Source organism: Flavobacterium microcysteis (assembly GCF_006385255.1).
Classification (GTDB): domain Bacteria; phylum Bacteroidota; class Bacteroidia; order Flavobacteriales; family Flavobacteriaceae; genus Flavobacterium; species Flavobacterium microcysteis.
Window position 1 is genome coordinate 275224 of sequence record NZ_VFJE01000056.1, and the last position, 14650, is coordinate 289873.

General features: G+C 38.2%; 9 protein-coding genes. 3 read left to right on the forward strand and 6 right to left on the reverse strand.

The features are described 5' to 3' along the window. Positions 1–211: 211 nt before the first annotated feature. Positions 212–1237 carry a LacI family DNA-binding transcriptional regulator gene (locus FJA49_RS14930; protein ID WP_140001727.1) on the forward strand — a complete coding sequence of 342 codons (1026 nt, stop codon included), beginning with the start codon at positions 212–214 and terminating at the stop codon, positions 1235–1237. A 37-nt stretch (positions 1238–1274) separates the two neighbouring features. Here the strand turns inward: FJA49_RS14930 and FJA49_RS14935 are convergent, their stop codons facing one another. The 5 genes from FJA49_RS14935 to FJA49_RS14955 all read right to left on the reverse strand — a co-directional run bounded on the left by FJA49_RS14935 (position 1275) and on the right by FJA49_RS14955 (position 12069). After that, on the reverse strand, positions 1275–2582 hold the full coding sequence (locus FJA49_RS14935; RefSeq protein ID WP_140001728.1) for a serine hydrolase domain-containing protein: 1308 nt from the start codon (positions 2580–2582) through the stop codon (positions 1275–1277). A 25-nt stretch (positions 2583–2607) separates the two neighbouring features. Continuing rightward, positions 2608–3486 carry a retropepsin-like aspartic protease gene (locus tag FJA49_RS14940; RefSeq protein WP_140001729.1) on the reverse strand — a complete coding sequence of 293 codons (879 nt, stop codon included), beginning with the start codon at positions 3484–3486 and terminating at the stop codon, positions 2608–2610. A 64-nt stretch (positions 3487–3550) separates the two neighbouring features. Continuing rightward, the gene (gene polA, locus FJA49_RS14945) at positions 3551–6388 is read right to left on the reverse strand and encodes a DNA polymerase I (RefSeq protein WP_140001730.1); all 2838 of its coding nucleotides are present in this window, start codon (positions 6386–6388) and stop codon (positions 3551–3553) included. 138 nt (positions 6389–6526) lie between these two features. After that, complete coding sequence (locus FJA49_RS14950; protein ID WP_140001731.1) at positions 6527–9436, reverse strand: GEVED domain-containing protein; 2910 nt, start codon at positions 9434–9436, stop codon at positions 6527–6529. Positions 9437–9498: 62 nt separating this feature from the next. Continuing rightward, positions 9499–12069, reverse strand: a complete 2571-nt coding sequence (locus FJA49_RS14955) for an FG-GAP-like repeat-containing protein (protein ID WP_140001732.1) — start codon at positions 12067–12069, stop codon at positions 9499–9501. 267 nt (positions 12070–12336) lie between these two features. On the opposite strand from FJA49_RS14955, the gene FJA49_RS14960 reads away from it, so the two are divergent. Then, positions 12337–13569 carry a metallophosphoesterase gene (locus FJA49_RS14960; protein ID WP_140001733.1) on the forward strand — a complete coding sequence of 411 codons (1233 nt, stop codon included), beginning with the start codon at positions 12337–12339 and terminating at the stop codon, positions 13567–13569. A 72-nt stretch (positions 13570–13641) separates the two neighbouring features. Beyond that, positions 13642–13938, forward strand: a complete 297-nt coding sequence (locus tag FJA49_RS14965; RefSeq protein ID WP_056068034.1) for a thioredoxin family protein — start codon at positions 13642–13644, stop codon at positions 13936–13938. On the opposite strand, the gene FJA49_RS14970 is transcribed toward FJA49_RS14965, so the two are convergent. Beyond that, positions 13935–14579 carry a polysaccharide deacetylase family protein gene (locus FJA49_RS14970; RefSeq protein ID WP_140001734.1) on the reverse strand — a complete coding sequence of 215 codons (645 nt, stop codon included), beginning with the start codon at positions 14577–14579 and terminating at the stop codon, positions 13935–13937. The genes FJA49_RS14965 and FJA49_RS14970 overlap by 4 nt on opposite strands. Between the last annotated feature and the right edge of the window lie 71 nt (positions 14580–14650).

The window sequence follows — 14650 nt, forward strand, 5'->3', positions numbered from 1 at the left end:
AGTATTTTATTGTGTTTGTTTGTAATGAAATGTAATTATTTTTGAATTTTCCTAATTTTAATAAATATGGAAGTCGCTGTTGTTACGCCAAAAATGATGCTTGACATGGCGTGATAGTTATTGTTTTCCTGTTTTTAAGGTTTAATTTAAATTTTAAGTATAATTTCCAATTTTTCACTTACTTTACATTTCCTTTATTATACGAACAGTGATGAAACCAAAAGCAACCCTAAAGCAAATAGCCAAAGAATTGAGCGTGTCTGTCTCTACAGTTTCCAAAGCGCTGAGCAACAGCCCGGAAATCAGTGAGCCTACAAAAATTAAAATTCAGGAATTTGCAAAGCTTAAAAACTACAAGCCTAATAATATTGCCATTAACCTGAAAAACAGAAGCACAAAGACTATCGGGGTTATCATTCCGAACATCTTGAATCCGTTTTTTGCGAAAGTGTTTAGCGGGATTGAAAAGAAGGCAAACGAAAAAGGCTATAACGTGATTACTTGTATCACTAACGAGTCTTTAAAGAAAGAAATCCACACGATAGACATGCTTAGCAACGGAACAATTGACGGATTTATTTTGTCTATTGCAGAAGAGACGCAAAAGCAGCAAGAATTCAAGCATTTTAAAGATGCGATTTCTGATGGTATTCCTATTGTAATGTTTGACCGTATTTCTGACGAGATCAATTGCGATAAAGTAATTGTTGATGATTTTGATTCTTCGGTAAATGCTGTGAATCATATGATAAAACTGGGTTGCAAAAACATAGCGCTGCTAACGGCAATTGACAATTTGAGCGTGGCGAAATTAAGGGCGCAAGGATATGCAACAGCATTGCATGATAATGATATTGCAATCAATAAAAATTTGATCATCCGTACTGATAATCCGGATGAATTTGATTTCAGGCTAAATGAGCTTATTAATAGCCAAACGATTGATGGCATTTTTGCGTTAGACGAACACGCTTCGACTATGGCAATGAAAATGGCTATCAAAAAAGGAATCAAAATTCCTGATGAGCTTTGCGTAATTGGATTTGCAGACGGAGTATGGTCACGCAGATTAACGCCAAGCCTTTCTACCATCAGCCAACATGGTATTGAAATAGGAGAAGAAGCAGCTACGATGCTTATCGAAAAACTGGAAAGCAAAGAGGAAGAATACACGTATCGAACAACGGTTATAAAAACCGAACTTCGCCAAAGAGAATCTACCCGAAAGTTATCATAAACTAAAAAGCCCACTACAAGTGGGCTTTTTTATGCTTTTATTTTTCTTTAGTGAGTTTGAATTCATGTCCACCTTGCAGTATAGTCATTGCATTTGGTGAAAAGACCAATTCCAGGCTTGCAGGGTCAAAATTGAATTTGGTGTCGCTTAAAGGATTTAGCGGGAAAGATTCCTGTCCGGTTGCCTGACAGATCAGCACGCCTTTCTCTTCTTTGATTGTAATCTTTAAAGGGAAATTAGGATCGGAGTAGGTACCTACATAACTTTTAAGGATGGCAACATCTACAGTGGCTGTTTTCAGGTTAGGGAATCGGTAAGGCATTTTATAGTAAATGCTGAAAATCCCAATCATTATTCCGTTCATGTCATAGCCTTGGCCGTTGTCAAGCAATGCAATACTCAATTTTTCCTTTTGATAATGTACCAGAGTCGAGGAGAAGCTTTCGATTCCACCAGAATGACCATAGAATTTCCTTTCAGCAAAAGGCATGGCAAAAATTCCTTTTCCATATCCATTTTCGATGGTAATCATAGAGTCCAAAGAAGGCTGTTTTAGCAATTTTCCTGAAAATAAGGCATTGATAAAATTAGTCAAATCTCCGGCAGACGATAATATGGCTCCAGCTCCGCCCGGAATAGACATGTCTTCTTTTTGGCCTTCCTTCCAGTTTTTTCCATCCCAATCATAAGAAAGAGCTTCGTTTTTTGCGCCAGTAGCAAACCCTGTATTTTTGAGTCCTAATTTTTGTATAATTCGGGTGTTGATATTGTCTGCATAGCTTTTTTTGGTAAGGTCTTCAATAATCCATCCCAGAATTACATAATTGGAATTGCTGTATTCTGCTTTTTCTCCCGGTTCAAAAACAGGTTTGCCTGCTTTGATTTTCTTCATCAGCTCGCTGCGGGTTTTTGGCAGTTTTGCATATATTGGATAATCCAGGTCGTTCGTAAAGCTATAGATACCGCTGGAGTGGGTAAGAAGATTGTCAATAGTGATATCTTCTGAGTTTTGTATTGTAGGGAAGAATTTGGACAGTTTGGTGTCAAGGGTCAGTTTTTTTTCTTCAATAAGCTGTAAAATGACTACAGACGTAAATGTTTTTGTAATGGAACCAATCTTGTATCGTGTCTGATTGTCTGCCTTGATTTTGTTTTTTACATCGGCATAGCCATAGGATTTTTCAAAAACAATCTCGTCGTTATTTCGAATGGCGACACTCCCCATGAATTTATTATTCGAAGTGAGGTAATTCAGAAGGCTGTCAATTTTTTCAAATCGCGTTTCGCTTTGTGAAAATGCATTTAACGATAGGGAAATAGACAGGAATAAGAATATTTTTTTCATGGATCTTTTTTTAAAGTGATAAACCCTAATTATTGATGATCATATTTCTGTTTTGGATATCAATCGTAATCTTATCTCCAAGCCAGTTGATGCTTCCGATAGCTTCATAAATCAATCCTTCGATAAAAGTAGCCTTGAAATCGGAAGCTGAAATTTTAGTGTTCGATTGTGCATTTATTTTGGAAAGATTGGTGTAATAATAGTTGTTTCCTTCGGTTGGCTTGAAATCGCTTTTCTGATGTTTCATCTCTGTTTTTGAAGGGTCAATTCCCAACGATTCCATATATCTTGAATTAAATCTGAAAACATTGAAACCTGCGCCGCTGTCTAAATTCATCTGTACAACAAGCTTGTCATCGAGCTTTACATAAGTGGCAATATCCAAAGCTTTTCCTAACTCATCTGAAACCTGGATTGGAAGCGAAATACCTTTTTTTGCCAGTTCTTTTACGGATTTTTCTGTTTCTAAAATCAATGCTTTATTCTTATAATCAATTGTGATTGGAATGTTTCTGAAAGGCAATAACGAGATCAAACCATCTACTGGAAAATCCATGTCAAGGACTGTGAATTTTTCGGCATTTAGTTTCTGATTTCCTATTTCAAAACTTTTGGTGTCCCAAAAATCCGCTACAATCTGTTCGCCTGTGGCCCTGTGACCGGTATAAAAGCCATCTGTTTTTTTTAGGTCATTTATGTTGTCGGCAAATTTCTTTGTCAATAGATTAAGCCCGGCACCCGTATCAAAAATGAAATTCCCTTCTATATCGTTTATTTTCGCTTTTATTAAAATATGGCCGCTTCCCAGTAAGGTAAAGGGAATGCTGACTGTTTTATTGATTTGACTTTGCCCAAAAGAATTTAGGCATAAAAGCAGGCATAGAAATAGGGCTGTTCTTTTCATTGTAGGGTTTAGAATGATTGTTTATGTGACGCAAATTGCGGGTTTCTGTTACACCTTCTCTGGTTTAATGTGCTTCCAGCCAATTATGACCTTTGCCTAAATCTACAATTAAAGGGACATCTAGCTTAAAGGCATTTTCCATTTCCTCCTTGATCATTGGCTGAATTTTTTCAAGCTCACTATTATGAACGTCAAAAACAAGTTCATCGTGTACCTGAAGTAACATTTTACTTTTCCAGTTTTCTTCGTTTAGACGTTTGTGGATGTTAATCATCGCTATTTTGATAATATCTGCAGCACTTCCCTGTATTGGAGCATTGACAGCATTTCGTTCAGCAGCACCACGAACTACGGCATTCTGTGAATTGATATCTTTTAAATAACGCCTTCTTCCTAATATTGTCTGTACATAACCGTGCTGTCTGGCATATTCAATTTGTTCCTGAATGTAGGCTTTCAATCTTGGATAGGTCAGGTAGTAGGCATCAATCAAATCTTTAGATTCAGATCTTGAAAGTGATGTCTGGTTGCTTAATCCAAAAGCAGAAACACCATAGACGATTCCAAAGTTTACAGTTTTTGCGTGGCTTCTTTGCTCACGGGTCACTTCTTCCAGGGAAACATTAAAAACTTTTGCAGCTGTAGAAGCGTGAATGTCTTCTCCGTTTTGGAATGATTTTACCATTTCCGGATCGCCGCTCAATGCAGCAATAATTCGTAATTCTATTTGAGAGTAATCGGCAGAAACCAGAGTGTAATTTTCATCTCTTGCAATAAATGCTTTTCGAATCAAACGGCCTCTTTCTGTACGGATTGGAATATTTTGCAAGTTTGGATTGTTGGAGCTAAGACGGCCTGTTGCTGCTACCGTTTGCATATAATCGGTATGGACTCTTCCGGTTTTTGGGCTAACTTGTAAAGGCAAGGCGTCTACATAAGTGTTCAGCAATTTTACTAATTGTCGCCAATCAAGTATGTCCTGAACAAATGGACTCGACAATGCCAAATAAGAAAGTACTTCTTCGCCGGTAGCATATTGTCCGGTTTTGGTCTTTTTTTGTTTGGTTCCGCCAATTTTTAGTTTGTCAAATAGAATTTCACCCAACTGTTTTGGAGACGCCAGATTGAACTTTTCTCCGGCATTTTCATAAATCTGGTTTTCCAGCTTTTGAATATCGCCCTTAAGTTCTTTGGATAGCTCATGCAGGAATTCAACATCAAGATTGACGCCTTCTTTTTCCATAGCGGCAAGAACAGGAACCAGAGGTACTTCTATTTCTTCAAATAATTTTTTAGTGTTTGTATTGTCAAGTTCCTGACTGAAAATATCTTTCAGTTGGAGTGTCACATCAGCATCTTCTACTGCATATTCCTTGACATCTTCCACAGGAACCTCACGCATGGTTTTTTGGTTTTTCCCTTTTTTTCCAATCAGTTCTTCGATTGACTGTGGAGAATATTGGAGATAGGTTTCTGATAAAATATCCATGTTATGACGCATATCCGGGTTGATCAGATAATGGGCAATCATGGTGTCGAATATTTGTCCTTTGACTTCGATATTATAATTGGCAAGGACTTTTAGGTCATATTTTAGGTTCTGACCTATTTTTTCAATTCCTTCTGCTTCAAAAAACGGAATGAACTTGTTGACAAGAGTTTGTGCTTCGGTTTGGTCTTCAGGGAAAGGAACGTAAAAACCTTTGCCTTTTTCCCAAGAAAATGACATACCGACCAATTCTGCAATTAGCGGATCGATTCCCGTAGTTTCCGTGTCGAAACAAACGCTGCTTTGTTTTAGCAGGTTTTGCAACAGGAATTTTATTGCCATGTCGCCTTCAATCAATTGGTAGAAATGCTCCGTGTCTTTTAATGTTTTATAAAAACTGGTTTTGACTTCTCCAGTTGTTTCGTCTGTTGTAGTGGCAAAAAGGTCGAACTGATCTTCATTTTTTGCCTGCGGTTTTTTATATAGCTTGGCGTCCGGCTGAGCGTTTGCAGCAGGCAAAGTGCTTCCCGGTCTGAAAATCGCATCGAATTGCTCAGCCATTCTCCTGAATTCAAGCTCTTGGAAAATAGCTTCGGTTTTTTCAATATCGGGACGGGTAAGCTCGTAATCTGTTTCGTCGAATGTTACATCGCAATCCGTAATAATAGTAGCCAGCTTTTTGGATAGAATCCCTTTTTCTTTGTTGGCTTCTATGTTCTCTTTCATCTTGCCTTTCAGCAGATGCGTGTTTTCAAGAAGATTTTCCATCGTGCCAAATTCTTTCAGCAGTTTTTTGGCAGTGACTTCTCCCACACCCGGAAGTCCAGGGATATTATCAACGGCATCACCCATCATTCCTAGAAAATCGACTACCTGTTCCGGTCTTTCGATTTCAAATTTTGCCAATACTTCAGGAACACCCCAGATTTCGATTCCGTTCCCCATTCGGGCAGGGCGATACATGAAGATGTTTTCTGAAACCAATTGCGCAAAATCCTTATCAGGAGTAACCATAAATACTTTATAGTTTTGCTTTTCGGCTTGTTTTGCAATAGTTCCTATTAAGTCATCAGCTTCGCAACCGGCATATTCAATAATAGGAATGTGCATGGCTTTTAATAATTCATGGATATAAGGAACCGCAATCTGGATAGCTTCCGGAGTAGCATCACGATTGGCTTTGTATTCAGCATACATTTCGCTTCTTACCTGGCTGCCTCCTTTATCAAATGCTACCGCGAGATGATCCGGCTTTTCTCTTTTAATAACATCCAAAAGGGAATTCATGAATCCCATAATGGCGGAAGTATCCATCCCTTTAGAGTTGATTCTAGGGTTTTTAATAAATGCGTAATAGCCTCGGAAAATTAAAGCGTAGGCATCGAGAAGAAATAGGCGTTTTTGCTGTGACATAAAAAATGGTTTCTATAGCTTTCAAAAATACAAAACTTAAGATGTAAAAATAGAAAAACCGATGCTAAATAAATAGGCACCGGTTCTTCATAAAAAACAAAAAACTAACTAAAAAGGATATGGAACTAACGTATTACTTTATTTTTTAATGACTTTCTGCTTGGCAGTCTGTCCGTTTTTAAAATCGATATGGAAAATATAGATTCCGTTTGCAACATCAGACAGGCTTATCTGCGATGTTTTTTGAATTGAAACTAATTGTCCAAGCTGATTGTAGATTTTTACATCTTTGATTTCTAAATCAGTCAACAAATTCACAATGTCATTTGTTGGGTTTGGATACAGTTTGAAATTTGTCTTGTCGAAATCACCAATGCCAAGATTTTCCTCAACAGTCAAGGTGTAATCTTCAGCCTGTCCGTAGCTATCAGTATTACAGGCAGGAATTACAGATGATTGGTATTTTTTCATTATTCTCATTCGAACGTTTCCTATTGTTGCCGTTACAGGAACCGTAACTTCAGCATTCAATTCTACAGCGTCCTCACCAGATGAATTAGAAAGGTAACCTAACGATTGACCTTCGCTGTCTTCAAAAGTTCCGTTGTTGTTCCAGTCGATATAGATTTTGAAATAACCAGAATACGAACCGTTTGTGTTTCCTTTTAATCGGATTGGATACGTGTTTCCAACTTTTACGGTTCCAACTATTGAAGTGAAATTTTCATAAGCCGGACTTGATGTTGAAGCAGGAGATGTATTGCTGATGCCTGCAAATTCCACTAATGTAATTGGTTCTGTTCCTTGTGAAAAGTTTGGCGTGCAATATACCAAAGGCTGGTTGCTAAGCTGAACCTGTAGTTCTCCAAAAACAGTATTGTTTATGACAGAAGTAGCACGAACTTTTACCGTACCGTTAACAACAGCCGTTAGTAATCCGGTAGAACTGATTGTTGCCAGCGTATTGCCTTCTACGATTGACCAGGTTACATTTTGGTTTGCTTCCAAAGGCAGTACGTTTGCTGCTAATTGCAATGTTCCTCCAGAAGTTGTGATTTCTGCCGGAGCGCTGTTTTGTGTCGTAACTGTAATTGAAGTTGGTGCCGTCGCATTCGCAATAGCTTCTAATGAAAATTCATCAATACCCAATCCGTAAGAAGAAGAACCTCCGTTGGTTATTCCTTGTGCGATTACAAAGAATGGCGCTGCATAATACGATTGTGGAATAGCAATAATATAGTTGTGCCATCCAGCAGTTGTAACTGCAGGTTCAAGAGTTGTTTTAAGCGAAACAGAAAGTAGTTCTGTTGCACCGCTTAATGAGTTTGTGGTATTAACGTGGAATTTTACAACATCTGTAGTATGACCGTTCGTGTTTCTGTAAATCCAAACTTTCATACGGATTAATTCATGTGTTTGTGCAGAAAAATCGAATTGTGGACTGATGAGCAAGGCATTCGAATTGTTGTAAGCCTTGATCATTTGTCTTTCGCCGGTTATCCTTGTCGGAACCTCAGAGCTTCCTGTTGATAAAGCCCAATTAGCTGTTCCGGTAACCATAGGTGTACTCCAGCAAGAAAGATCCGCAGCATTAAAGCTTTCCGAATAAGGAAGAGCTGTTATCGCTTCACATAGTGTAGAAATATTTCCGATTGAAGAATAAACACCGTTGCAATTGCTTACAGCTCTTAATCTATAAAAATATTTAGTGTTGCTTGATAATCCGGTTACAAGAAATGTTGTCTGTGAAGAAGTTTGTGTAAATGGAGAACCTGCGATAAGACTTGAAAAGTCATTGTTGGTTGCCACTTCAATCACATAATTGAAAGGAACTGCATTTCCGTTTGTAGGAGCCGTCCAGTTCAAAGCAAAGCTATTCATTGTAGGGTTTGCAGAAGTTACCTGATTTATTGGAGCCGGGCAACTTATCGCATTTGAAGTCAATGGAGTTGTAGTGTTATAAACAGGTCCTCCCGTGCAAGCAGTATTTACGGCGTAGACAGTATATGTATAAGCGGTATTTCCTTCAATACCACTAAAAGCATTGTCTGTAAAATTTGTATTGCTACCGCTATAGCTTACATAAGCATTAAGCGTAGTATTGTTTCCAGTAGTATAATTTGTACCGTTTTGAGGTAGGCCTGGAGCGGTTCCTTGTGGCGTTCTCAAAACCAGATATTTGTCTGCTCTAGGATTTGCTGCGGTAAAACTTCCATTTATGACAATACCTTGAACATCAAATGTAAGAGCAGTAGGTTGTGATGAAGGTGTTACGCAAGGTGAAGGCGGAACCCATGTGTAGGTATAACCTGGACTAGGCAATGAAGTAGAATTACAAGTCATTGATGAAGTATTTGAAGAGCCTGGTGCAGAAACCATCCAGTTGCTTGTAGCAATTCCGGTAGAATATCTGTTGTTGAAATCAGAACCTGTTGCTCCTCGAAGTCCAACCTGTGCGGTTGCTGAAGTTGGTGTTCCTGTTACTTTCAGATCATAAACAATATTAATTTCTCCATTTTCTTTTAAACGGATTTGGAAACTCCAGTCAAAATAGCTGGTGATTGAAGTCGAACCTACATATGGTCTGAAATGCATCCATTGAATTACAAATTCTCTATTAGGAGCAGATCCTACTTCCTGGGTGCTGATGCTTCCTGTTCTTCCGTCAATATTGTATAGGGCGTGCATATCATTTGCGACTGCTGAAATCGCACCGTCAAATGTTGTTGCACTATTTGAAATAGGCGTACTGCCGCTTGGAGATGTAGCCCCAAAGCTGATAAAGCCATCTGCATGAATGTTTAGAGCAGTAAATGTAGTTCCGTTAAAAGGGAAACTGAACGGAATGGCAACCGCATTGTATTTATTGTCATCGATTGATCCAGAGCCTGTGAGAGTTGTTGGCTCTGCGATTAAGGTTGGGTTGGTTAAATCTTCAAAGGTTCCGGCGCTCTGCGAGAATCCATAATTGACAATCTGTGCTGATGTTGTTCCATAAATAAACACCAGAAACAGAAAGGCAAGGGTTTTTGTGTAATTTGTTTGCATGTAAAGTATATATGATTAATTATAAGCGCTAGTCCCAAAAGTTCAGGACTAGCGCTGTAAGTTTATTTCTTGATAATTTTTTTGTTGGCAGTTTGTCCGTTTTCAAAGTCTACACGAACCATATAGATTCCGCTGGCAAGGTTTGTCAGATTGATCTGAGCTTGTTTTTGTGTAACAACAAGTTGTCCTAAATGGTTGTAAAGACTGATGTTCTTGATAGCTTCTTTTGTCTGGATATTGACGATACTGCTCGTTGGGTTTGGATATACTATGAAATCATTTTTGTTGAAGTCAATCGTACCTAAACTTTCCTGAATGTTTATTGTATAATCTTCTACTTGTCCGTAATAAGCATTCAGGCAGGCATCAAAATCTCCTTCTTCATAAACATTCCATTGGTCCTTGATGATTCTCATTCTGGTATCTCCTATGGCAGCTGTAGCAGGAATAGTGATGCTGATGGTTGCTTCTACAGCATCCACTCCTGTTGATGGAGTCAAAACAGCATGATAGTATTCTGTCTGCATATCAAAAACTCCATTTTTATTCCAATCAAAGAAAGCTCTGATGTCATGCTCGAATTGGCCTGCTGTGTTTCCTTTTACGGTTAGCTGATAGGTATTTCCTCTCACTACGTTTCCTACAATTGAAGTGAAATCTTCATAAGCCGGAGTGGTATTTACAACTTCTGAAGTAAGGTTATTGATATCGGAGAAATTTACCATTGTAATTGGCTCCACATCATAATCTACAGAAACATTGCAATAGCCTGGTGTTGTCTGCGGATATTTCATACATCTGATTGCTGCGGCCTGAGCTCTTGGAGCACCAGCAGATGGATTAGCAATTGTTGTTCCTACATATAAATATTTAGCACCTGTAGAACTTGTTGTGGAACTCCAGAAATAACCTCTGGCACCTACGAAACTAAACGATCCTGATGCGGCTCTGTATCCTGAAGCAGGAAGCTTTAGAACACTCTGAAAAGCAGTTGCCGGGTTTTGCATGTTTTGAGATGTTACGATAGCGCTCCATTCTGTTTCGGTTGGAAGTTTCCATCCGTTTCCTAATGCTTTGCACGGATCACAACCGTTTACATCTGTCGCAGCTGAAGGAGTAGTAGCCTCCCATTTGTCTGTTGAAGCGTTTGGCGACCACCATCCGGTATAATAGGTTTCGTTTCCTGTTGCCAGTCCTGATGGATTATTTGGTGTTGGAACAGTTCCCGTAACTGAGTTTCTTTTTTGATGTCCGTCATCCCATCTTCCCCATTGGAATAAATCGCCATAGGAAGCCTCATCATTTTGAGCAGTGGCAACGCTGGCACTACCAAGATTTTGTTGTAGCCAGATATTGCCATCGCTTCCGCGAACAGTAGTATAAGTTACTCTTGTTCCTTCGTAAATGAAGGTTACGCAACCTAAATCTCCCGTATTGTTTCCTGGCTCACTGCAAGTTTCCTGATTGATTGTCTTGTTTTTGTATAATCTTGTTTGTGCCACATCGCCACCCTCAAAACCTATGGTTAATAAATCTAAGTCGCCATCATTGTCAAAATCCAACCATTGTCCTTTTGACATGTTCACGCCTACAATTGTAGCACTGTTTTCCGTGTCTAAAGTATAGGTACCGTCTAGATTTTGCTTGTATAAAACGACTGTATTTGTGCCGGCTGCATTGCTTCCTATTGAGAAAATATCGATTAAACCGTCATTGTTGTAGTCTACAAATTTTGAATTCCCGTTATAGGTTCCTGTAAAATTGTTTGCCTGAGCCGTAAAGTTTCCGAAACCATCGTTGGTGTAAATCGTAAGACTTGGAGTAGGCGTATAGTCGGTTCCTGAAATTAACAAATCCAAATGACCGTCGTTGTTGATGTCTAATGCATCAATTGAAGAAAAATAAATACCAGGTATGGTTGTTGGTTTTTCTGTAAATATCCCATTTCCGGCATTAGTATACAGCTTTGTCTCCGGAACATAGTTGGTACTGAATCCAGTTACCAAAATATCAGGAAGCCCGTCTGCATTTGCATCAAAAACTTTGATAGCACTAAAGTAAGTGCCCATCAGTCCTGCATTCAAATCAGTGAAAGTGGCGTCAGAGTTTTGCTGATAAACTCTTGTGGTGTATTCTGACCCTAAGTTACCGTTAACAACGATGTCTGCAATACCATCATTTGTAAGATCTGCAATGGCCACTGAACCGAAGTTTACTCCTGGAATCCCAGAGGTAGTATGTTTGGTAAAGCTACCATTGCCATTATTATAATAGATTTCAAAAACGACAGAAGAACTTTCTCCTGTTTTTGTTCCTGTAATGATGAAGTCCAGGTTGTTGTCGCCATTAAGGTCACCAACAGCAATAGATGAGTACATTATCTGGCTGATGGCAGCATTTATACTTTCAGTAAAAGCGCCATTATTGTTTTTATAAAGTCCTGTAAATCCTGTATATCCCGGTTTAGCACCCGAAATTATAAAATCGGTTCTTCCGTTGTTGTCAAAATCACCTAATGCAGAATCGCCATAAAACACGCCTTGAAACGTTTGATTGGCAACTTCTTCAAATATCTGGCCCTGCACCAGACCACAGGTAAAGATTGTAGTTAATACTAAGTATATTTTTTTCATAATGTGTGGGTTTGTAAACGCCACAAAGTTATTTATTTAGATTAAATAAAAATAAGACATGATTTAGTTTTGCCAAATATTCTTTTTACGGCTTTCCGTATTTGTGATTCCTGAATATTTTAACATACAAATTTTATTATGTGATAATTCAATTATAAAATTGGGTATCAATTCTAGTTGTTAAATCCCGTTATAGTTAAAATTTATCCAATTAAATTAATAGCAGTAGCATTATTTATTTACTTTGCTTAAATTCTAACTCATACTATGCTTCGCTGGATATTTTTTATTGCTTTTGTTGTTTTGGTCGAACTTTATGCATTTCAAGCATTCAAGACAATCACAAGGGCAAAATGGATTCTGATTCCATACCAACTTATTTCACTTGCTGTCATCGTTTTTGTCATATATTCTTTTACCCAGTTTGATAAGAGCGTGGGGCAAAACCGACAATCATTAATAACTATCGGACTTGTTTTGCTGACTTTCTTGCCAAAGCTCGTCGTGACTTTTATTTTGTTTGGAGAAGATGTTTATCGCGTTTTTTCAGGCATCATCACTCATTTTTTAGGCAATAACGACAGAGGGCATTTTCTTCCTGACAGAAGGAAATTTATAAGTCAGATGGCACTTGGAGTGGCAGCTGTTCCTTTTGTTTCGCTTTTGTATGGTATGACGGTAGGGAAGTATAACTTTAAGGTGATTAAACAGACTTTGTTTTTTCCTGATCTTCCGGATAGTTTTGACGGTACTACAATTACGCAGATATCTGATGTGCATAGTGGCAGTTTTGATAACCCTGAGAAAATCCAATATGCGATTGACCTGATTAATGAACAGCAATCGGATTTGGTTTTGTTTACAGGCGATATCGTAAATACACATGCGACTGAAATGCATCCCTGGGTTGATACCTTTAAGAAAATACACAATCCAAAACTGGGCAAATATTCTGTGTTAGGAAATCATGATTATGGTGAATATGTGGAATGGCCTTCTGATAAAGCAAAATTTGAAAATTTTGACGCCATTAAGGATTTGCACAGGCAGATTGATTTTAAATTATTGCTCAACCAGAATGTGAAAATCAATAATGGAACCGATGAAATTGCTTTGATAGGAGTAGAGAACTGGGGGCATAATTTTAAAAAAGCAGGTGACCTGACCAAAGCATCTGAAGGTCTTACGGATTCAGATTTTAAGATATTGATGAGCCATGATCCTTCGCATTGGGAATATGAGATAAAAAACCATGCAACAAAATACCATCTGACATTGAGCGGGCATACGCATGGCCTGCAGTTTGGGATAGAAATTCCAGGCTTTTTCAAGTGGAGTCCGGTGCAATATATTTACAAACAATGGGCTGGATTATATGAAAATCTAGGACGTTATATCTATGTAAACCGAGGCTTTGGATTCCATGCTTATCCCGGCAGAGTAGGGATTTGGCCAGAAATAACTGTCATCACGCTAAAAAAAGGTGAAAATGTAGCATAATTCAGCAAATATGCTACATTTGTATAAAAAATTGTTGTAATTTAGAAATAAAGTCAAAGTAAACTTTCAATTATGTCAAAATTTGGAGAACTTATCAATGCCTCTGTACCGGTCTTAATTGATTTTTATACAGATTGGAATGAACAGTCTGTGTCAATGCACCCAGTGATTAGAGACGTAGCCGCTGCTTTGGGAGACAAGGCAAAAGTGATTAAGATTGATGTAGACAAAAATCAAGAATTGGCAGATGCTTTGCGGATTAAAGGGCTTCCAACGCTTATGATTTATAAAGAAGGTCAGATGGTTTGGAGACAGTCTGGTGAGCTCGATGCTAACACTATAATTGGTTTGGTGCAGGAACAGCTTTAGCTGATCTTATCAAAAACAAATCCTTTCTCTTTTAGATAGCGTATTGCTTCAGGCAATACAATTTGAAGGTTTCCAAAAGCCTTTATGCTGTCATGGAAAACAATTACGCTTCCGCTTGTTGTATTCTTAATTACATTTTTAAGGCACTTTTCTGGCGTGATATTTTTGTCAAAATCCATGCTTATTACATCCCACATAATAATTTTATAGCCAAGTCTTCGCAATAATCTGGCTTGCGACGCTTTTATTTTTCCATACGGAGGACGAAACAGTTTTGATCCGTGGCCCTCATTTTTTGCATGTTGTTGAATGGCCTTTTCACACAACATCGTATTTTCTATATACTCTTTTTTAGCCGTTTTCCATCCTTTCAGATGATTGAAGGTATGGTTGCCAATGGCATGCCCATCCTGAATTATTTTCTGGAAGATGTCCGGGTGTTTTTCAATGTTGTCACCAATACTAAAGAAAGTAGCCTTTATGTTATGCTCTTTTAACAGATCAAGCACCCATTCTGTGATTTCAGGAATTGGGCCGTCGTCAAAGGTTAGGTAAATTGTATTGGCATTGTTTGGGATATCCCAAGTGTATTTTGGAAAAACCCATTTGATCAACCGATTTGTTTTTACCCATAAACCCATCTCAAATCTTTTTTAAAGAAGATGTGCCAATTTGAATTTCAAATTGGCACATCCTAAATCCCAAATCGGGA